Source organism: Sporomusa termitida, assembly GCF_007641255.1.
Taxonomy (GTDB): Bacteria; Bacillota; Negativicutes; order Sporomusales; family Sporomusaceae; genus Sporomusa; species Sporomusa termitida.
Genome location: NZ_CP036259.1, coordinates 1,862,145 through 1,882,574 on the forward strand (window position 1 = coordinate 1,862,145; position 20,430 = coordinate 1,882,574).

At 47.4% G+C, this 20,430-nt stretch carries 19 protein-coding genes; 18 read left to right on the forward strand and 1 reads right to left on the reverse strand.

Features of this window, described 5'->3' with window-relative positions; translation table 11 throughout:
• Nucleotides 1-72 precede the first annotated feature (72 nt).
• The 18 genes from SPTER_RS08420 (at nucleotide 73) to spoIIR (ending at nucleotide 19,501) form a co-directional block, all read left to right on the forward strand.
• Entirely contained in the window at nucleotides 73-1,587 is a 1,515-nt protein-coding gene (locus SPTER_RS08420) for a UDP-N-acetylmuramoyl-L-alanyl-D-glutamate--2,6-diaminopimelate ligase (RefSeq protein ID WP_144349997.1), read from the forward strand.
• Nucleotides 1,580-2,959, forward strand: a complete 1,380-nt coding sequence (locus tag SPTER_RS08425; RefSeq protein ID WP_144349998.1) for a UDP-N-acetylmuramoyl-tripeptide--D-alanyl-D-alanine ligase — start codon at nucleotides 1,580-1,582, stop codon at nucleotides 2,957-2,959. Before SPTER_RS08420 ends, SPTER_RS08425 begins: the two co-directional genes overlap by 8 nt.
• Before the next feature lie 22 nt (nucleotides 2,960-2,981).
• A complete protein-coding gene (gene mraY / locus SPTER_RS08430; protein ID WP_144349999.1) occupies nucleotides 2,982-3,956 on the forward strand; it encodes a phospho-N-acetylmuramoyl-pentapeptide-transferase in 975 nt (324 codons plus the stop codon).
• Complete coding sequence (gene murD / locus SPTER_RS08435; RefSeq protein WP_144350000.1) at nucleotides 3,956-5,323, forward strand: UDP-N-acetylmuramoyl-L-alanine--D-glutamate ligase; 1,368 nt, start codon at nucleotides 3,956-3,958, stop codon at nucleotides 5,321-5,323. Before mraY ends, murD begins: the two co-directional genes overlap by 1 nt.
• Nucleotides 5,324-5,336: 13 nt before the next feature.
• Complete coding sequence (gene spoVE, locus SPTER_RS08440) at nucleotides 5,337-6,440, forward strand: stage V sporulation protein E (RefSeq protein ID WP_144350001.1); 1,104 nt, start codon at nucleotides 5,337-5,339, stop codon at nucleotides 6,438-6,440.
• A gap of 18 nt (nucleotides 6,441-6,458) precedes the next feature.
• On the forward strand, nucleotides 6,459-7,595 hold the full coding sequence (gene murG / locus SPTER_RS08445; RefSeq protein ID WP_144350002.1) for an undecaprenyldiphospho-muramoylpentapeptide beta-N-acetylglucosaminyltransferase: 1,137 nt from the start codon (nucleotides 6,459-6,461) through the stop codon (nucleotides 7,593-7,595).
• A gap of 124 nt (nucleotides 7,596-7,719) precedes the next feature.
• Nucleotides 7,720-9,099 (forward strand): UDP-N-acetylmuramate--L-alanine ligase, encoded by a 1,380-nt coding sequence (murC, locus tag SPTER_RS08450; protein ID WP_144350003.1) that lies wholly within the window; start codon nucleotides 7,720-7,722, stop codon nucleotides 9,097-9,099.
• Between the two features lie 69 nt (nucleotides 9,100-9,168).
• Nucleotides 9,169-10,434 (forward strand): UDP-N-acetylglucosamine 1-carboxyvinyltransferase, encoded by a 1,266-nt coding sequence (murA, locus tag SPTER_RS08455; protein WP_144350004.1) that lies wholly within the window; start codon nucleotides 9,169-9,171, stop codon nucleotides 10,432-10,434.
• Nucleotide 10,435: 1 nt separating this feature from the next.
• Complete coding sequence (locus tag SPTER_RS08460; RefSeq protein ID WP_144350005.1) at nucleotides 10,436-11,365, forward strand: D-alanine--D-alanine ligase family protein; 930 nt, start codon at nucleotides 10,436-10,438, stop codon at nucleotides 11,363-11,365.
• A 508-nt stretch (nucleotides 11,366-11,873) separates the two neighbouring features.
• Nucleotides 11,874-12,620 (forward strand): cell division protein FtsQ/DivIB, encoded by a 747-nt coding sequence (locus tag SPTER_RS08465; RefSeq protein ID WP_144350006.1) that lies wholly within the window; start codon nucleotides 11,874-11,876, stop codon nucleotides 12,618-12,620.
• Between the two features lie 24 nt (nucleotides 12,621-12,644).
• Nucleotides 12,645-13,337 carry a DUF881 domain-containing protein gene (locus SPTER_RS08470; protein ID WP_144350007.1) on the forward strand — a complete coding sequence of 231 codons (693 nt, stop codon included), beginning with the start codon at nucleotides 12,645-12,647 and terminating at the stop codon, nucleotides 13,335-13,337.
• A gap of 1 nt (nucleotide 13,338) precedes the next feature.
• Nucleotides 13,339-13,668, forward strand: coding sequence for a small basic family protein (locus SPTER_RS08475; RefSeq protein WP_144350008.1), 330 nt, complete (start codon nucleotides 13,339-13,341; stop codon nucleotides 13,666-13,668).
• Between the two features lie 164 nt (nucleotides 13,669-13,832).
• Complete coding sequence (gene ftsA, locus SPTER_RS08480) at nucleotides 13,833-15,035, forward strand: cell division protein FtsA (protein ID WP_170233212.1); 1,203 nt, start codon at nucleotides 13,833-13,835, stop codon at nucleotides 15,033-15,035.
• 17 nt (nucleotides 15,036-15,052) lie between these two features.
• On the forward strand, nucleotides 15,053-16,102 hold the full coding sequence (ftsZ, locus tag SPTER_RS08485; RefSeq protein ID WP_144350010.1) for a cell division protein FtsZ: 1,050 nt from the start codon (nucleotides 15,053-15,055) through the stop codon (nucleotides 16,100-16,102).
• 240 nt (nucleotides 16,103-16,342) lie between these two features.
• Nucleotides 16,343-17,233 carry a sigma-E processing peptidase SpoIIGA gene (locus tag SPTER_RS08490; protein ID WP_170233213.1) on the forward strand — a complete coding sequence of 297 codons (891 nt, stop codon included), beginning with the start codon at nucleotides 16,343-16,345 and terminating at the stop codon, nucleotides 17,231-17,233.
• Nucleotides 17,212-17,949, forward strand: coding sequence for an RNA polymerase sporulation sigma factor SigE (gene sigE / locus SPTER_RS08495; protein WP_144350012.1), 738 nt, complete (start codon nucleotides 17,212-17,214; stop codon nucleotides 17,947-17,949). The genes SPTER_RS08490 and sigE overlap by 22 nt, the downstream gene beginning before the upstream one ends.
• A gap of 147 nt (nucleotides 17,950-18,096) precedes the next feature.
• Nucleotides 18,097-18,870 (forward strand): RNA polymerase sporulation sigma factor SigG, encoded by a 774-nt coding sequence (gene sigG, locus SPTER_RS08500; RefSeq protein WP_144350013.1) that lies wholly within the window; start codon nucleotides 18,097-18,099, stop codon nucleotides 18,868-18,870.
• Nucleotides 18,871-18,904: 34 nt separating this feature from the next.
• Entirely contained in the window at nucleotides 18,905-19,501 is a 597-nt protein-coding gene (spoIIR, locus tag SPTER_RS08505) for a stage II sporulation protein R (protein WP_144350014.1), read from the forward strand.
• A gap of 389 nt (nucleotides 19,502-19,890) precedes the next feature.
• Here spoIIR and SPTER_RS08510 read toward each other — a convergent pair whose 3' ends face one another.
• Entirely contained in the window at nucleotides 19,891-20,154 is a 264-nt protein-coding gene (locus tag SPTER_RS08510) for a YlmC/YmxH family sporulation protein (protein WP_144350015.1), read from the reverse strand.
• Between the last annotated feature and the right edge of the window lie 276 nt (nucleotides 20,155-20,430).

Here is a 20,430-nt window from a genome sequence, read left to right on the forward strand (position 1 = left end):
AATAAAAGATATTGGTAAAAATAGATAATAAGGGTATAACGTAATTATTGTAATTGGGGCAGGAGGATAATTATGATCAAAGGTTTAAAACAGCTGACCGACTTATTGCCAGCTGCAGCAATACAGGGGCGGCTTGAACGGGAAATCAGGGCCGTGGCCCATGATTCGCGGCAGGTTGTTCCCGGCACACTGTTTGTTTGTCTGTCCGGGGTTCATGCTGACGGACACGATTTTATCACTGCCGCTGTGCAGCAGGGGGCCGCGGCTGTACTGGTGGAGAAGGACGTACCGGCAGCGGGCTGTGAAGATATTACGATTATCAAAGTTGCTGATACCCGTAAGGCGATGCAGGTTATTGTCCCGTATTTTTTTGATTATCCGGGCCATAAACTGCGTATGATCGGTGTTACCGGCACCAACGGGAAGACAACGACAACCTATCTGATTAGAAGCATTTTGCGGCAGGCCGGCCATAAAGCGGGCTTGATCGGTACGATTCAGACCATGATTGGCGATCAGATACTCCCGGTAAAAAATACAACACCTGACGTTATTGAACTGCAAAGTATTCTCGCAGAAATGGTCGCCAATGGCATGGAATATGCAATTATGGAGGTTTCTTCCCACGCTTTGGCGTTAGGGCGGATAGCCGGTTGTGAATTTGACGTCGCCGTATTTACCAATATGACCCAGGACCATCTGGATTTCCATCAAACATTTGCAAATTATATAGAAACCAAAGCCGAATTGTTCCGGAGTTTAAATAGACCTGACAGTAAGAAACAGGGTAAAACGGCAATTATTAATTTTGATGATCCGGTCGGAAAAGCGATGGCAGCCCATGCCGGTTGTCCGGTGATCAGCTATGGGATCAACAGCACAGCCGTACTCACTGCCGACAGTCTGGCCGTGGCCGCGGCAGGCTCCAGTTTTAGTATCAAGGGGCCGTTTGGTGCTATGCCGCTTACCCTCAATATTACCGGCATGTTTAATGTCTATAACGTATTGGCGGCAGCCGGGGCCGCCTTAGCGGAAAAAATCGATCCGGCCATAATCAGGCAGGCGCTCGAAGGCTTTAGCAGTGTACCGGGCCGGTTTGAGCTTGTGCAGGCCGGACAACCGTTTACTGTCATCGTTGACTATGCCCACACGCCGGATGGACTGGAGAATGTCCTAAAAACAGCAAAACAGTTTGCCACCGCCAAAATTATTGTCGTGTTTGGCTGCGGCGGCGACCGTGACCGTACTAAGCGTCCCCTTATGGGTAAACTGGCCGCAGTCTATGGCGACATTGTGCTGGCTACTTCGGATAACCCCCGCAGTGAAGAGCCGGGAAAAATACTGGAAGATATTGAAGTGGGGCTTAAAGACGCTTTGGCAGCCGGCCATAGCGCCAAAAGCTATCAAATAATTATTGACCGCCGGCAGGCGATTACGCAGGCCATTCAACTGGCCGGGCCGCAGGATGTGGTGCTGATCGCCGGTAAGGGCCATGAGACCTATCAGATATTAAAAGACAGGACCATTGATTTTGATGATCGCCAGGTAGCGCGTGAGGTTATCAGGGAGATGAAAATAAATGCCTGATTTTAGCTTAAGTGAAGTATTAAAAGCTACTGGTGGCCGCTGGACTGGCAGCGGCGGCAAATTTTTTCGCGGCATTTCCACCGATACCCGGACCGTGCAGCCGGGCAATTTATTTATCGCTTTAGCGGGGGAACGCTTTGACGGTCATGAATTTGCTGCCCAGGCGGCCGCCAAGGGCGCTGCCGGGGTCGTTGTCTGCCGGCCGGTGGCTGTGGCCAATCCTGTAGCTGTGATTGAGGTACAGGATACTTTGAGTGCCTTTCAGGCCTTAGCCAGGCTGCACCGCAGCCGCTATCAGATTCCTGTAATCGGTGTGACCGGCTCTAATGGCAAGACGACGACCAAGGATATGCTGGCGGCTGTTTTAGCCAGCCGGTTTCATGTACTTAAAACCGAAGCCAACTTTAATAATGAGATTGGCCTGCCCTTAACCCTGCTGAAACTGGACGCAGACCATGAAGCCGCCGTTGTTGAAATGGGAATGCGGGCTTGTGGACAGATTCGGGAACTTGCTGAGATTGCCTTGCCCACCGTAGGGGTAGTAACCAATGTGGGCGAAACGCATATGGAAATCCTGGGTTCAATTGAAAATATTGCGGCCGCCAAGGCCGAATTAGTGGAAGCAATCGGGCCGGATGATGTAGTTGTGCTGAATGCAGATGATCCGCATGTCCGGGCTATGCAGCACAAAGCGCAAGGGCGGGTTGTCCTGTATGGCTTGGGTCCGGCAGCTACGGTGCGGGCTGAGAACATAGTGACAGGGAAAAACGGCGATTTAATTACTACCTTTGACTGCGCAGGCCCCCGTGGTTCTTTTCCTGTCATTTTGCATACTGTAGGCAGCCATAATGTGTATAATGCCCTGGCGGCTATTGCCGCCGGGTGGGAATTGGGGCTGTTGCCCGGTGATCTGGCTGCCGGGATCAGTAGTTTTGTTCCCGGGGCCATGCGGCTTGAGATCAGAAATTATGGCGAATATACGGTTATTAATGATGTGTATAATGCCAGCCCCTTATCAATGGCAGCTGCCCTTGACACCCTGGCCGCTATTGGCAAAGGCCGCAGGATCGCCGTGTTAGGGGATATGCTGGAGCTTGGCGATACCGCTGCCGGATCTCATCGGCGGATTGGCCAATTGGCTGCTGAACAAGGTCTGGACATTGTTCTTACAATAGGGCCTTTAGCCGAATACATTGCTGCTGCTGCTGCTGAACATGGTGTTAAAATTGTCCATGCTTTTACCTGCCACCAACAGGCGATTGAGATGCTGCAGTGTCTGCTGCAACCGGGGGACTATATTTTGCTAAAAGGCTCCCGCGGTATGAAAATGGAAACGATGCTGAAAGCATTTGATCATTTATCGCTGCGTTAGCGAGTCGATTCAGGAGGTTACGATGCAGGAATTGTTGTATGCTGCCGCGATGGCGTTTGCCATCGCTATCCTGGCAGGACCGCTGGTTATTCCTATGCTAAAGCGGCTAAAATTCGGGCAAAGCATTAGAGAAGAAGGACCTGAGCGGCATTATGCCAAAGCCGGCACACCGACTATGGGCGGGGTTTTGCTGTTAGTGGCGCTTACCATTCCCAGCCTGCTGTTTGCCGGTAATAATCAGGAAGTCCTGTTAGCTCTATTTGTTACATTAGGACATGGTTTAATCGGCTTTCTGGATGACTTTATTAAAGTTGTGTTAAAACGTTCGCTGGGGCTTAAAGCCCGGCAAAAGCTGCTGGGGCAAATCGTTATGGCGTTGGCACTCTCTTATATTGCCAGTATTTATTTTGGCCGCGGCACCGACATCTGGATACCTGTTTGGGGAGTTACTATTGATTTTGGGGCTTTATATTATCTGTTAATCTTCGTTGTCCTTGTGGGGACCACGAATGCGGTTAATCTTACTGACGGTCTTGATGGTTTAGCCGCCGGCACAACCACCGTTGCGGCCCTGGCTTATGCTGTCGTGGCCCTGTCTTTTGGCAAGCCTGATTTGGCCATTTTTTGTGTAGCTTTAGCCGGGGCCTGTCTGGGGTTTTTGCGGTATAATGCTCATCCGGCCAAAGTTTTTATGGGTGACACCGGTTCACTGGCGTTGGGCGGTGCGCTGGCGGCAGTGGCAGTAATGACCAAAACTGAATTCTTACTGGTTATTGTGGGCGGCGTATTTGTTGTTGAAGCGCTTTCCGTCATTATTCAGGTAATTTCTTTTAAGTCAACAGGTAAGCGGGTTTTTAAAATGAGTCCTATTCATCATCATTTTGAATTATCCGGTTGGTCTGAGACCAAAGTGGTGACCGTATTCTGGCTGGCTGGCGCAGTATTTGCCGCCGTTGCGTTGAGCTTACTGGCAGTTAGCCGGTCTGGGGGTATGTAATGATTAAGCAGACAGAGTTTTTTACTAAGAAAATTTTAGTACTCGGTGCCGGTGTTAGCGGTATTTCAGTTGCTGATATTTTGCAGCAGCTGGGGGCGCAGGTTACCTTAAGTGATGCGAAACCGGCCGCTAAAATTGATAAAGATCTTTCCCGGCTAAAAACAAACGGTGTCAGGCTGGCGCTGGGTAATCAGACAGAAACATTATTGGACGGTATCGATTATATAGTGCTGTCGCCAGGCATATCTATCTATATACCGCTGGTTGCTGCCGCGCAAATACGCGGTATTCCGGTAATGAGTGAAGTCGAGGTTGCCTATCGCCTGAGCAGCGCACCGATTATAGCAATTACCGGCACTAACGGTAAAACAACAACAACAACCCTGCTTGGGGAGATTCTAAAGACTACAGGCCGCCAGGTAGCTGTAGGCGGCAATATCGGCGCTGCTTTGTCTGAGCAGGCGCTTACGGTCGGGCCCGACAGTTTTGTTGTTGCCGAGATATCAAGCTTCCAGCTGGAGGGAGCAATAAACTTTAAACCTCACATTGCGGCGGTTTTAAATCTGACACCTGATCATCTTGACAGGCATCACACTATGGCTGCCTATCAGGAGATGAAGGAACGGATTTTTATCCGGCAGGATAAAAATGACTACATAATTCTTAATTATGATGATGTGACTGTACGGGGGATGGCGGCCCGGGCGCCCGGGAATATTATTTATTTCAGCCGCCGCCAGTGCCTTGCGCAGGGTTTTTATGTAGATAGCGGCAACATCACTCTGAACTGGGCGGGAAAAACCGGTGTTATCTGTGCAGTCAGTGATATGCAAATAAAAGGCGGCCATAATGTAGAAAATGCTCTGGCTGCCTGCGCAGTTGGTTATTTTGCCGGCGCCAGCCTGGAAAACATGGCTGCCGTTCTTAAAGCATTTCCGGGTGTGGAGCACCGGATTGAGCCTGTAAGGGAAATTGCCGGTGTAAGTTATTACAATGATTCTAAAGCTACTAACCCTGAATCGACGATAAAAGCGCTTGAGGCTTTTGCCGGTCATATTATTCTTATTGCCGGCGGCCGGGATAAGAATACAGATCTGACTGAATTTATGCAGTTGGCCAAAGAGCGGGTTGATCATTTGATTGTAATGGGTGAAGCCGGGCCGCGTTTTGCTGAAGCGGCAGCGCAACAGGGCGTAAGGAATATTCATTCTGTGCCTTCTTTCCCCGCGGCAGTTACCCTTGCCCATAAACTGGCACAGCCGCCGCAGGTGGTACTTTTGTCTCCAGCCTGTGCCAGCTATGATATGTTTAATAACTATGAGGAACGGGGGAAAATATTTAAAGATTTGGTATGCCGGTTAGGTTAAGGAGGGAGCGAGATTGGCGGTCAGACCTAAGTCGCCCGACTATGTCATCTTTTTTGCCATTATTGGTTTGTTGGGTTTTGGGATAGTAATGGTTTATAGTTCCAGTGCCGTTTCCGCCTATGTCAACTATAATGACAGCTACTACTTTCTAAAACGCCAGATGATTTGGGCCACCCTGGGATTGCTGGCCATGCTGTTCACAATGAATGTTGATTATCATGCATGGCGTACGCTGGCGAAGCCCGCAATGCTCGTTACACTTGTTTTATTAGTACTTGTCCTTATACCTGGTTTAGGTAAGGTTGTTAATGGTGCCAGACGCTGGTTAGGCTTCGGGTCCCTTTATTTGCAGCCATCAGAAATCGCCAAATTGGCGATGGTCCTGTTTACTGCCAACAGCCTGGCAAAATCTCAGGACAAAATCAGTAGCTTTACTAAGGGGGTTGTCCCCCAGCTGACGATGCTTTTAGTTGTGTTCGGGCTGATCTTAAAAGAGCCTGATCTGGGAACCGCGCTTGTTATTGGCGGTACAGTGTTTATCCTGCTATTTGCTGCCGGCGCTAAATTATCCCATTTAGGATCGCTGGGGGCACTGGGGGTTGCCGGCATTATTGGTGCTATCCTGGTGGAGCCCTATCGCCTTAAACGCCTGCTGGCATTCAGTGATCCCTGGGCAGATCCCTTAAACAGCGGTTACCACATCATTCAGTCGCTGTATGCCATTGGTTCCGGTGGTCTGTTTGGTGTTGGCCTGGGGCGCAGCCGGGAAAAGTTTTTGTATTTACCTGAACCGCATACGGATTTTATATTTGCTATTTTGGGGGAGGAACTGGGTTTTATCGGTACCGTTACTGTAATTATTTTGTTTTTTCTCCTGGCCTGGCGAGGTTATAAAATAGCAATTTCAGCTCCTGATATTTTTGGGAGTTTATTGGCAGGGGGAATAACAAGCATCATCGTTTTGCAGGCCCTGATGAATATTGCGGTGGTTACCGCATCCATGCCGGTAACGGGAATACCATTGCCTTTCATTAGCTTTGGCGGGTCGGCATTAATTTTTACCCTGGCAGGAGTCGGCATTCTCCTCAACATATCACGATATATTAATTTGAAATGAATTTAGGGGGCAAGCAATATGCGCCTGATTATATCTGGCGGGGGAACAGGCGGCCACATCTACCCCGCCGTTACTATCGCAAGAGAAGTTGCCAGATTAAGCGGCAATTGTGAAATCCTGTTTGTAGGCACTAAACATGGTCTGGAGTCCGACATTGTACCTAAAGAAGGCTTTGCTTTTGCAACAATCGAAGTACGGGGCCTGGAGCGCCGCCTTTCCTGGCAGAATATCCGGACTTTGTGCAATACAGCCGGCAGTGTTTGGAATTCCATAAAAATTATTAAGCGTTTTAAGCCTGATGTTGTTATCGGTACCGGCGGCTATGTGTGCGGTCCGGTACTTTTGGCTGCCAGCCTGCTGAAAGTTCCAACCATGATTCAGGAACAAAATGTCATACCAGGTATCACCAATAAAATATTGGCCCGGTTTGTTGATAAAATTGCCGTAGGGTACAAAGAAGCTGAGCAATATTTTACAAGGTACAAGCCTGACCAGCTTATATTTACCGGTAACCCCATCAGGCCTGAGGTTATGTCGGCAGGACGGGACGAGGGCCAAAGGGCTTTAGGGTTAGATCCTAATAAGCTTACCTTGCTGGTAGTTGGCGGCAGCCGTGGGGCGCGCAGCATAAATAACGCTATGTTTGAGGTGTACAAACATTTTAGCGGCAGTCCCCATATTCAAATATTGCATGTAACAGGACAAAACGAGTATAATAGCATAGTTAGCAATATTAAACAAGCTGGTATAGACATTTCCAGTGGTGGAAATATTATCATTGAACCTTATTTGTATAATATGCCGCTGGCATTGGCTGCTGCTGATTTAGGAATTTTCCGGGCCGGGGCTGTTGGCTTGGCAGAATTGACAGCCCGCGGTATTCCCTCAATCCTGATACCATATCCTTATGCCGCCGAAAACCATCAGGAATTCAATGCCAGGGCTCTGGAGAGACATGGTGCGGCAACAGTGATTGCAGATAAGGAGTTAACAGGCAGTAAGCTGATAGCTACAATTGAGAGCTTAGTGGAGAATCCAGCCATATTATCAACCATGGCTGAAAAAAGCAGAGAGTCGGGCCGGCCTCAGGCAGCAGAAGTAATTGCCCGGTTGGCCCTTTGCCTAATAAAGCTGCAAAGTAATAATAAAAGGTAACACCGGGTGTGGGCAGCGCATACTATGTGGTATGCCAGAGCGGCAGCCGGGTAGTTTCAGAGCAGCTCTTTCTGCCGGATGCGGGCGCCGGAGACGGGGTGCGCAAGAAAGGGGAGAAATACTGTTGTTAGATGATGTACAAAGAATTCATTTTATTGGTATCGGTGGCTCTGGTATGAGTGCCATTGCCAAAGTATTGCTTGAAATGGGGTATGCTGTTTCCGGTTCTGATGCCCAGAAATCGGCTGTTACCTCCAGACTTGAGCAGGCGGGGGCAAAGGTGCATATTGGTCACAATTATGAGAATATTAGCGGCACACAGGCTGTAGTTGTTTCAACGGCTATCCCCGAAACCAACCCGGAGATTAAAGCTGCCCGTGATAAGGAAATTGCAGTATATCACCGGGCTGATGTACTGGCATTCCTGATGCGCAAACGGCAGGGAATTGCTGTAGCCGGCGCTCATGGCAAGACCACAACTACCTCGATGATTGCCCTGATGCTTGAGAAGTCCGGGACGGACCCTACCATCATTATTGGCGGTGAACTGGAATCAATAGGCGGTAGTGCAAAGTTTGGGCATGGTCCTTATTTAGTGGCAGAGGCTGATGAAAGTGACGGCTCTTTTTTAAAACTTGCCCCGCATATTGCAGTTGTGACCAATATTGAGAACGATCACATGGACTACTACAAAACCATGGATAATATATTACGCACTTTTGATGAATTTTTACATAAGCTTCAGCCTGGGAGTGGATTAGCCGTTTTATGTTTCGACAATATTCATGTCAGGAATATTGCGACCAAACTTGAAACGCGTTATGTATCATATGCACTTGAACAGGCTGCTGATTATACGGCGCGTAATATTAAATCCGATGGTCCGGTGACAATTTTTGATGTGTATTATCGGGAAGAACTTTTAGGCACGGCCAGAATTTGTGTTCCAGGCGTGCATAATGTGGCAAATGCGCTGGCTGCTGTGGCCGTGGGGGTTGAAGCCGGGCTGAGTTTTTCGCAAATTGTCGAAGGCCTGAGCCAGTTTCAGGGGGCTAAACGCCGTTTTCAGTCCAAAGGGAGGGTAAACGGCGTTTGGGTAGTGGATGACTACGCTCATCACCCTACAGAAATTACCACAACGTTGCTAGGTGCGCGCCAAACAGATCCTAAACGGCTAATCTGCATTTTTCAGCCGCATAGGTATACCCGTACTCAGTTTTTGAGTAAGGAGTTCGGCCGTGCTTTTACTGCGGCTGATATATTGATTCTTACTGATATTTATTCAGCCGGAGAACAGCCTATTCCGGGAATAACCGGCGAGACACTTAAAATTGAGGTTGAACGGCAAACTAATCAGCGAGTTACTTATATACCGGAAAGAGATAAAATTGCCCGGTATCTGGCTGAGATTGTAGAGCCCGGAGATTTGGTGATGACCATGGGTGCCGGCAATATCTACCAAACGGGGGAAGAACTGGTAGAAAAGCTTACGCATCAGCAGTAATAGCCAGAAATTTTAGAGATTAGATATAAGAAATTAAAGGGTGATTGTACTTGTCTGGGAGGGAAGACGATGGAGAAATTTATCGTCAGAGGCGAAGTACAACTATGTGGTAATGTCCGGGTGAGCGGGGCTAAAAATGCTACATTGCCGATTATGGCGGCAACGCTTCTGTGTTCCGGCGTTAGTATTATCCATGATGTTCCCTATTTGCGCGATATTCAGGCCATGCAGGATATTTTAACACTCATAGGGGCTAAAATAATCAGGCAGGGCCATACCATGCTGATTGACACGACTAATGTCAGTAAGGCTGAAATTCCCGAGCATTTAATGCGGGAAATGCGGGCTTCGGTGTTCCTGATGGGGCCGCTGTTAGGGAGATTCCGCAAAGTCAGAATCTCCTATCCCGGTGGTTGTGCTATCGGGCCAAGGCCAATTAATCTACATATCAAAGCACTCGAAAGAATTGGCGCAAAAGTTGATGAAAGTTTTGGATTTATTGAGGCTGAGGCTGAAGAATTAACAGGCGGCGAGGTTAATTTTGACTTTCCCAGCGTGGGGGCGACTGAGAATGCAATGATGGCTGCCGCACTGGCCAAGGGTACAACAATTATCCGCAATGCGGCGCGTGAACCTGAAATCACGGACTTGCAAACCATCTTGAATAAAATGGGAGCAAGGATTAGTGGGGCGGGAACAGATACCATCAGAATTGACGGTGTGGCCAAACTTACCCCGACCGAGCACACGGTAATGTGTGACCGGATTGAAGCAGGCACCTTTCTAATGGCAAGCGCTATGACGCGTGGTGATGTTGTTGTTGAAAACATTATTCCGGAGCATTTATTCTCGGTTACTGATAAATTGCAGGATATTGGCGCCCAGATCGTAACCGGCAAGGATTATGTCCGGATAAAAGCCGGGGAGCTCAGGGGGGTTGATATTAAAACCCTGCCTTACCCGGGATTTCCCACCGACCTGCAGGCACCGATGCTGTCATTGGTTTCGATTGCCAAAGGTACCAGCATTATCACGGAAACTATTTTTGAGAACCGCTTTAAACATGTAGACGAACTTACCCGGATGGGGGCTAAAATAAAAGTGGAAGGCCGGACTGCTATTATTCGCGGTGTTGCAAGTTTGACCGGAGCCAATGTGGCGGCACCTGATTTACGGGCTGGCAGTGCCTTGGTGCTGGCGGCCCTTGCCGCTAAGGGAACCTCAGAGGTTGAGCAGGTTTATCATATTGACCGGGGTTATGAAAATATTGAGAAAAAATTGCAGGCTTTAGGTGCACAGATTGTACGGGTCCAGGTAGCTGAAGGAGGACATTAGCTTGAAGAATAAGAAAATTGCCGTTGTCATGGGCGGCCCTTCTGCTGAGCGTGAGGTATCATTAAACACCGGGGGCGCTATTTTAGGAGCACTGCAGGAAAAAGGGTATCAGGCCATCGGGATTGACCTAAACCCCCGTAATTTTGTCGAACAATTAAAAAACAATAAAATTGATGTGGTGTTTAATGCTGTCCATGGCCTCTATGGTGAAGACGGACTCCTGCAAGGAACACTGGACATGTTAGGGATACCCTATACCGGTTCGGGGGTGCTGGCCAGCGCTGCTGCCATGGATAAAGCAGTAACAAAACGATTGTTTGTGGCCGCCGGGATCCCCACGCCCCGCTCACGGCTTTACAGCAAGCAGGAGACCGGGGGGGATTTGCTTAGTGAGATTCAAGGCGAATTTGGCGTGCCGGTAGTTATTAAGTCAGCTGCGCAAGGTTCGAGTATTGGGGTTACCATTGTGGAAGACCCTGCCGATATTGATGATGCGATAACAGAAGCTTTTAAGTTTAGCGACCATATTGTTGTTGAGGAATTCATCAACGGCAAAGAATTGACTGTCGCAATCTTAGGAACCGACCGGCCGGAGGCACTCCCGGTCATAGAAATTGTACCAGAATCAGGCCGTTATGATTACAGGGCAAAATATACCAAAGGCGCTACCCAGTATATTGTTCCCGCCCGTCTGGCAGTGGAGACTACCGGCCGCGTTCAGCAAGTAGCGCTTGCAGCCTATAAGCTGTTAAACTGCCGCGGGATTGGTCGTGTTGATGTTATGCTTGATCAGTCTAACCATCCTTACGTACTGGAAATTAATACGATACCGGGCATGACAGCTACCAGCCTGGTACCTAAGGCTGCTGCGGCCGTTGGTATTCATTTTGCTGATTTATGTGAGCGGATTCTCCTGACAACCGTTGATTAGCAGTCTTGCGGGCAGTGTCGACAGATACTGCCCGCTTTTTACTAGAGCCCGGTTAGACAAGTTCCTTCCCGGCAAGTTTCGCTTTAGCCGATAGCTAAGCGCCACTAATGCCCCTGCTCCGGCAGCGGCATAAGTGTTGCTAAGCTCCTGGATTGGCTCAACTAAGCCTGGAAGTTCATTCCAATCCTTCCCGGCAAGTTTCGCTTTATCCGATAGCTAAGCGCCACTAATGCCCCTGCTCTGGCAGCGGCATAAGTGTTGCTAAGCTCCTGGATTGGCTCAACTAAGCCTGGAAGTTCATTCCAATCCTTCCCGGCAAGTTTCGCTTTATCCGATAGCTAAGCGCCACTAATGCCCCTGCTCTGGCAGCGGCATAAGTGTTGCTAAGCTCCTGGATTGGCTCAACTAAGCCTGGAAGTTCATTCTAATCCTTCCCGGCAAGTTTCGCTTTATCTAACGGCCGATCCGGTGTATAATTACTGCAGAAGATGTCTACAGGGGTGATAGCATGCAGACGGCAGAACGCTTAAAGGCAGCCAGGCAGCGGCGTAATTCGACATTTGCAGCCTTGTTGGCGGCTTTGGCATCGCTGATAGCATTTTTTTTATTTGTTAATTCGCCTTATTTTATTGTAGGGACAGTACTTGTTGAAGGTAATAAGTATATTACGGTTGAAGATGTTTTACAGGTTGCCGGTGTCCCTGAACAAGTAAATATTTTTAGATTAAAAACGGCAGATATAAAAGACCGTTTGCTGAGTGACCTGCGGGTAGCTGAGGTTAAGGTGGACAGACGTTTTCCGGCTACTATATCCATCCAGGTCACAGAACGCCAGCCGCTGGCTTTTGTGGCCAGCCAGTATGGTTTTGTCGAAATTGACCGGCAAGGCATGGTACTGGCTGCTTTTAAAAACCTTAAAGAGGTAAAAGTCCCTGTTATTACCGGGGTTCGTTTAGGCAATGTATATGTGGGCGACCAGGTAAACAATCCCGGTCTTGCCAGTGTCCTGACCTATCTTGCGGCCTTGGATGAATTAACTCTCAATCAACTGTCAGAGGTAAATATTAAGTCGCCGGACGAGCTTGTTGCCTATACAACACATTCCATAGGCATACGGGTTGGTGACAACCAGCGCCTGGCGGAAAAAGCTATGCTTACCGGTGAGATTTTACAGGAGATTGCAACCAAGAAACTGGCTGTCGAATATATAGATCTTAACTATAAATCACCGATTATTAAGCTGCGTGACAGATGAGGGAATTCGAAAGGAGACGATATTTTGCTACCTATCAAACAAGGGCAGTTTGCAATTGCCCTGGTCTGTGTTGTGCTGGGTGTTATGCTGGCGGTACAATTCCGTACTACCCAGGATATTAGATCAAGCATCCCCTATCAGCGGGTAGAGGATTTATCCCAGCGTTTAAGCCAGACCGAAAAAGAACGGGACGCGTTAATCAATCAGGTCCAGGAGCTTAAGCGCACTTCCGGGGCTGAGGCCGCGTCCAAGGAATTGGAAAGGGTGAGGATGGGAGCTGGCGTAATAGCTGTTGAAGGACCTGGTATTATTGTAACTATTGATGACAGCAAGCGTCCTTCCAAACCCGGTGAAAATCCTAATTTATACCTGATTCATGATGACGATATATTAAAGGTAATTAATGAATTGTGGGCTGCAGGGGCGGAGGCCATCTCTATTAATGAGCAGCGGCTTATCGCCAGCTCAGAGGTCCGGTGTGCCGGTCCGACCCTGTCGGTTAACAATTCACGCTATTCACCGCCGTATGAGGTCAGGGTTATCGGCGAGCCGACGACACTGGAAAATGCGCTTAAAATGCGCGGTGGTGTCATTGAGACCCTGCAGTTTTGGGGTATTCAGGTAACGATAAAAAAACAGGATGATGTAAAAGTCCCGGCGTATAAGGGCGCTTTCCGGTTTGAGTTTGCTAAGCCGCTTAAGGAAGGTGGTAACTAATATGGTTTTACCTATTACCGGTTTGATTATAGGTATAGTTATAGGTGTCGTTTTTCCTATTACGGTGCCGCTGGAATATGCAAAATTTATGTCGGTGGCGCTATTGGCATCATTAGACTCGGTTTTTGGCGGCCTGAGGGCCGGCATTGAGGAAAAATTCGATAATACAGTGTTTATAACCGGTTTTTTCACAAATGCATTATTAGCTGCCGGCTTAGTTTATATAGGCGACCGGCTGGGCATTGACTTATATTATGTTTCACTTTTAGCATTTGGCTTGAGAATATTCCAGAATCTAGCAATTATTCGTCGGTATTTTTTGAAAAAATAGTCGAAAAGCTTCAAAGCCTGTCGGAATATGCTAGGGCTTTGGAGCTTTTTTTATGAAGGGGTTTCAAAAAAAAAGAACGAATTTTCTCGTCTGAAAAAAAAGGGAAAATGCTACTTTTGTTGAAACTATTGGGAAGAAACATAATACTGTGCTGCGAGGGAGTTATGGATAAAAAAAATATATTAGCTATTGATGTTGGCACAGGTATGGTCAAAGTTTTGGCCGGCAGGCAAGAAGCAAATGGCCGGATACAACTTTTCGGCAGCGGTGCTGCTCCCACGGCGGGGTTTGCCAAAGGTGTGATCACTGACATCGATGCTTTGGCCCATTCTATCAGACAAGCGGTAGAATGTGTTGTTTTGGCAACTGACAGCCGGGCTGCCGGTTCTGTTTATTTAGGTCTTAGCGGCTCGGTGCTTGTTACGCAAACTAGTATAGGTACTGTGGCGGCGGCCACAGCCGGGGTTGTTACCGGCGCTGATGTGGAGCGGGCTTGCCAAGCCGCTGTGTTTTCGGTGGCTGATCATGAATATGAGGTGCTGCATGTTTTTCCGGCCAGGGAGGATGTCACCCAGGCGGGGGCAGCGCTGGCCGTGGAAACTCATATTATATCGGCTCCCAAAGCTACCTTGGCGGAGCTTAGCCGCGTTCTGAGCAGGAGCGGCATTCAACTGAATGGAATTGTTGCCAGCGGCATTATAGCGGCCGAGGGTATGAATACTGAATTACCAGGACAGCCTACTAACTTTATATTTATCGATATTGGGGCAGGAGTTGCCGATATTTCGCTGTATGTGAAAGGACGCCTGCGTTCATCAGCCGCATTACCGCTGGGTGGTGACTATATAACCAGTGATTTAATGCAGGGGTTGAGCGTGAACCGGGCCCATGCCGAGGAAATTAAACGCTATTACTCGCGACTTTCTCCTGATTTACGAAATCAGGGGGTGGTTTTGGATTGCAACGACTACGGGACGGTTGATAAACATATTCCTTTTGATTTTTTATATGATATTATTGAAAGCAGGGTAGAAGAAATTGTTACTTTAGTGTATGGTTATCTTAAACCACTGCAGGCCGAATATTTAACAAAACCGGGACAAACTTTCGAAACTGTTTACTTAACTGGTGGTTGCGGAGCGATGCCTAGTATGGGGGCTTGTGTGGCCAAGTTTTTTCAATTACCTACCACTACGGTAACACCGGAAGGTTTGTCTGCTGAATACGTGCACCCTGCTAATACCGTATGTTATGGAATTCTAAAGCACGGTGCCAGAATTACGGAAAATGAGCCGGTTGGCGGGCATAGTGCCTGGAACACATTGGTTCATAAAGCTAAAAAATTATTGAAATTTGATCGATATTAAGGGAGGAAAACTTACTAATGCTGGAATTTGATATGGATTTAGATCAATTTGCTTCGATAAAAGTCATTGGCGTAGGCGGTGGCGGCAATAATGCGGTAAACCGTATGATTGGGGCCGGCCTGCAGGGCGTTGAATTTATTACTATTAATACCGATGCCCAGGCCTTACTTGGCTCCGAGGCTGCCTATCGTATTCAAATTGGTGAAAAGCTGACCAAAGGTCTCGGGGCTGGGGCTAATCCCGAGATTGGTGAGAAAGCGGCGCAGGAGAGCAGGGAAGATATCATAAAAGTGCTTAAGGGTGCCGACATGGTATTTATCACAGCCGGTATGGGCGGCGGTACCGGTACAGGTGCTGCGCCGGTGGTGGCTGAATGTGCCAGGGAAGTAGGCGCACTTACGGTTGGCGTTGTCACCAAGCCGTTTACTTTTGAAGGGCGTAAGCGTCAGTTGCAGGCAGAACGCGGGACTGCCAAGCTTAAGGAAAAGGTAGATACGCTGATTACTATTCCTAATGACCGCTTGTTGCAGGTAGTTGATAAACGGACTTCGATTTTGGATGCATTCAAAATCGTTGACGATGTATTGCGCCAGGGTGTGCAGGGTATATCTGATCTTATTGCTGTGCCGGCGCTGATAAATCTTGATTTTGCTGACGTAAAGACCATTATGAGCGACGCCGGTTCAGCCCTGATGGGCATCGGTTTTGGCACCGGTGATAATCGTTCGATTGCAGCCGTTGAAGCCGCTATCAGAAGCCCGCTGCTGGAAATGTCAATTGATGGTGCCAAGGGGGTATTACTGAACTTTACCGGCGGCCCCAATACTACGTTATTTGAGGTTAATGAAGCAGCCGATATTATTGCCAAGGCTGCTGATCCGGAAGCAACCATTATTTTTGGGGCAACTATTGATGAGCGTTTTGAGGATCAGGTGCGGGTAACCGTTATTGCTACTGGTTTTGATCCTAAACCGTTAATAAAAACAAACGAGGGCCGGCATGAAAGTCCGGTGATCGAGCCTTTTAAAGGTCGTGATTTAGATATCCCGGCTTGGATGCGCCGTTAATAATCTGTTTTTAATAATCAACCCCGGCTCCGCTGAGCCGGGGTTTCTGTCTGTTTTTAGTCATATTCTCTGGCAAAAAATTACATTATTTTAAAATAAACCTTGATATAATTGGCATAGTGATTTTAGCAGTGGCATATATTGCTATGTATCGGTTCTTATTATGGTATAAAATCCCACGCCAGGAAAGGAAGACCAGTGTACATCTATGCTGATATGGTATTATTAATAAATTTTACGATGAATAGTGTTATTTTAGTGTTAACAGCTTATGCGGCAGGTATTTCATTCAGTTGGAAACGAATATTACCGGCAGCTTTCCTGGGCGGAATATATTCCCTGGTCGGGATTTTTCCGCAGATGTTTATGTTGTATACAATCCCGGGAAAGTTGTTGGCTTCAGTGCTCATTATCCTACTGGCTTTTGGTCGCAGGTCCTTAAAGCTAACACTAACACTTATCGGCATTTTTTTTGTCATCTCTTTTATTTTAGGCGGCGCGGTATTGGGCTGGCTTTACTTTGCCCAAACCGGAGCGACGCCCGGGGCCGGTCAGCTGATTACATTGTCCTGGCGTCATTTGCTAATAGGCACTGTCATCGCTGTAACCCTGATTGGGCTTATCGTTAAGCAAATGCTTGGCAGAATGTATCGCCGGCAGACTTTTTATCAGGCAAAAATCGAGTATGACGGGCGTTCGGCTGAAATCACCGGGATGCTGGATACCGGTAATGGGCTTTTTTCGTTGCTGGGGCATAAACCTGTTGTTCTGTTAAACCGGCAGGCGTCACTTTCCCTGCTTAGCTTGCAGGCAGCGGCATATTTAAACAATAATACTCCGGAGACGTGGCTGACTAATCTTGATCAATGCTTGGATACCGCCTGGCTGTCCCGGGTGGAGGTTATTCCTTATCAGTCTGTCGGCAGCCGGAGTGTATTACTGGGATTCAGACCGGACCATATCACCGTAATGACCGAGTGTGGCCCGGCTCGGACCGCTAATGTGCTTATCGGCGTTTATGGCGGTGTTTTTGCCGGCGGCAGCGACTGTCAGGCGCTTTTACACCCTGCGCTAATAACCGGGGTAAATACGACAAAGGAGGCAGGGATATGCGCATTACCTGGCCAATAGTCAGATTATACCTTAAGCTTAAGGTAATTTCATTTCTTCAACGTATAGGCTGGCTTAAGCCAGACGAGGTATTTTATGTAGGCAGTGCAGAGATTTTACCGCCGCCGTTATCCGGTGACGAAGAAATATTTTTGCTTAGCCGCTTGCAAAAAGGCGATAAGTCTGTCAAAAGTGTCTTTATTGAGCGTAACCTCCGGCTGGTTGTTTATATAGCACGTAAGTTTGAGAATACGGGGGTAAGTGTCGAAGATTTGGTCAGTATTGGTACAATCGGACTCATAAAAGCGGTAAATACCTTTGATCCTATTAAAAAGATTAAACTCGCTACCTATGCATCGCGTTGTATTGAGAATGAAATTTTAATGTATCTGCGCCGCAATAGTAAGACCCGGGCTGAGGTATCCTTTGATGAGCCGCTCAATATTGATTGGGATGGTAATGAGTTATTACTGTCTGATGTATTAGGAACAGAGAATGATATTATTTATAAGTCAGTCGAGGAAGAGGTTGATAAAACCTTATTATACACCGCCATGAGTAAGCTGTCAGGACGGGAACGGCGTATTATGGAGCTTAGGTTTGGTCTTAATGATGACGGCAACGAACGTACACAAAAAGAGGTTGCAGATTTGCTGGGGATATCCCAGTCGTACATCTCTCGCCTGGAAAAGAGAATAATTAAGCGTTTGCGCAAAGAAATCAGCCGTATGGAATAAGTCCTGCGGTTGTTTTTTTTTGCCTGTTTTTGGATTGTACAGGTTTATCGTGCCGGCAGCCGGAGTATAAAACGTCCAAGCCATGGCAATAATGCTTGTGTAGGGATAAGTGGTTTTAGTAGCCTGGAAAAACTGGGGAGGAATAACATGATAATCAATAAGGTAGAGATATGTGGTGTAAATACAGCAAAGCTCCCGGTGCTTTCTGCCACTAAAATGCGTGAGCTGTTTGAGGTAATGCAAGCCGGTGAGAGAGCGGCACGGGAACAGTTGATTTATAGCAACCTGCGTTTAGTTCTTAGTGTCATTCAGCGGTTTAACAACCGGGGCGAATATGTAGACGACTTATTTCAGGTTGGTTGTATTGGCCTAATGAAAGCAATAGACAATTTTGATTTATCCCAGAATGTTAAGTTCTCTACTTATGCAGTCCCCATGATTATCGGCGAAATCCGGCGTTACCTGCGAGATAACAATCCTATCAGGGTAAGCCGGTCAATGCGGGATATTGCTTATAAGGCCTTGCAGGTCCGGGATTCATTAGTAAGCCGGTTTTCACGGGAGCCATCGATCAATGAGATTGCCGACGAGCTCAAAGTCCCGCGGGAGGAAATCATCTTTGCCCTGGATGCGATTCAGGAGCCCATCTCGCTGTTTGAGCCGATTTATCATGATGGCGGGGATCCGATCTTTGTTATGGATCAGATTAGCGATGATAAACATCTTGACTTAAGCTGGCTTGAAGGAGTGGCGATTAAAGAAGCCCTGCGCAAGCTAAGCGAGCGGGAGAAGCATATCCTTACCCTCAGATTTTTTGAAGGCAAAACACAGATGGAGGTTGCCGAAGAGATCGGTATATCTCAGGCGCAGGTGTCCCGGCTGGAGAAAGCTGCTTTAGGACATATGCGCAAATATATATAAGCATTTACCGGCAACCCTTGGGAGGTTATTTAAAATGAGGAAAAATTTACCAGTTAAGCTGACGCTGCTGTTATTGATATTCTGTTTTGTCGCCGGTGGCTGGAGTTTGCTGCAGCAGCAGGAGGAACGTGGTACGGCTGTAATGTCCAGCCGCGGGGATTATGTTAGATTGCATATCCTGGCCAACAGTGACAGTATTAAGGATCAACGGCTTAAATTAAAAGTCCGCGATGCGGTTATCACCTATTTAACGCCATATGTTAAAGACGTAAGCGATGTCCGCGAGGCCAACACGATTATAGCAAACCATCAGGCTAATATAATTATGGTAGCTAAAAAAGTAGTGGGAGAAAACGGTGCCAATTATCCGGTTGCCGTGCAAATGGGCACTTTTGCGTTCCCTGTCCGTTCCTACGGAAGTTTAGTCCTGCCGGCCGGGGAATATCAGGCTGTCCGTATCCTGTTAGGGCAGGCAGCCGGGCAAAACTGGTGGTGTGTATTATTCCCACCGTTATGTTTTATTGATGGTGCTAACACGGCTTTGGCGCCGGTGAGTGAGGCAAAGGCAGCTGAACAGAAAGGTAATCCGGTTCCGCAAATTCGATGGAAACTAGCCGAATTATTTCAGTAATGATTTTAGGCTGCCAGTAATAATGTACAATTATGAATAGGAAGTCCGGAGAGTTGTCTCAATCATTTAGGGGGGCAATTCTCTTTTTTATTTCTAAAAATGGTAATAGTAGAAAAAAATTACTAACAGCGAAAGGGGTTTGAATTTATTTGCAGAATATGGTATTTATTACCAGAGATATGCGGTTATTATATAGGCATTATCGTTCATATTTAATATCGTAAAGATTCATACCCCAAAGGTTTATAAAGTAATAATCTGGCGAATGGGGTCGGCACAGCAAATCAAGGGTGTGCCGACTTGTTTTTGGCATTCACCGGCTAACCCTGCCGGGGTAAATAAAAAGATGATCCCAGGGATCATCTTCGCGGGCTGAATTCGATCCTTGATTACAGGTGATCCCGCTTAATTTCGCTAAAACTGCCAGCTTCCACTAAAATTACATCCATGCCGATTTTATTAATTTTATCCCAGGGAATTACTACATCTTCGTTGCGGCCAAAGAGTCCTAAAAATTTACCTATGCCCGGAACGACGATTGCGGTAAGCCGGCCACTCTCGACGTCAATTTCGATATCTGTGATATTACCCATACGTTTGCCATCAACCACATTAATTACTTCTTTTAATTTCAAATCGCTGGTTTTTAACATTTATCCCCCTCCTCTGCCCAGACTGCTTCCGATAAATATGTAGTATTTTGATTCTACAATAATTATATGAAGGACAAGGGCTAAATGTGTGTAAAATCATTTATTTATTAATGATCAGTCAGAATCCTTTTTTAAGGGCAAGCAACAGCCTGGATCAATGCTTACAGCATATAAAGGATAAATATAATTCACAGGCGCCTGGCAGGCAGCCTCAGTAATGCAAGTCAGGAGCGTAATTTTTTTGAATAAATTTTCCTGCAAGCAGGAAAAACACAA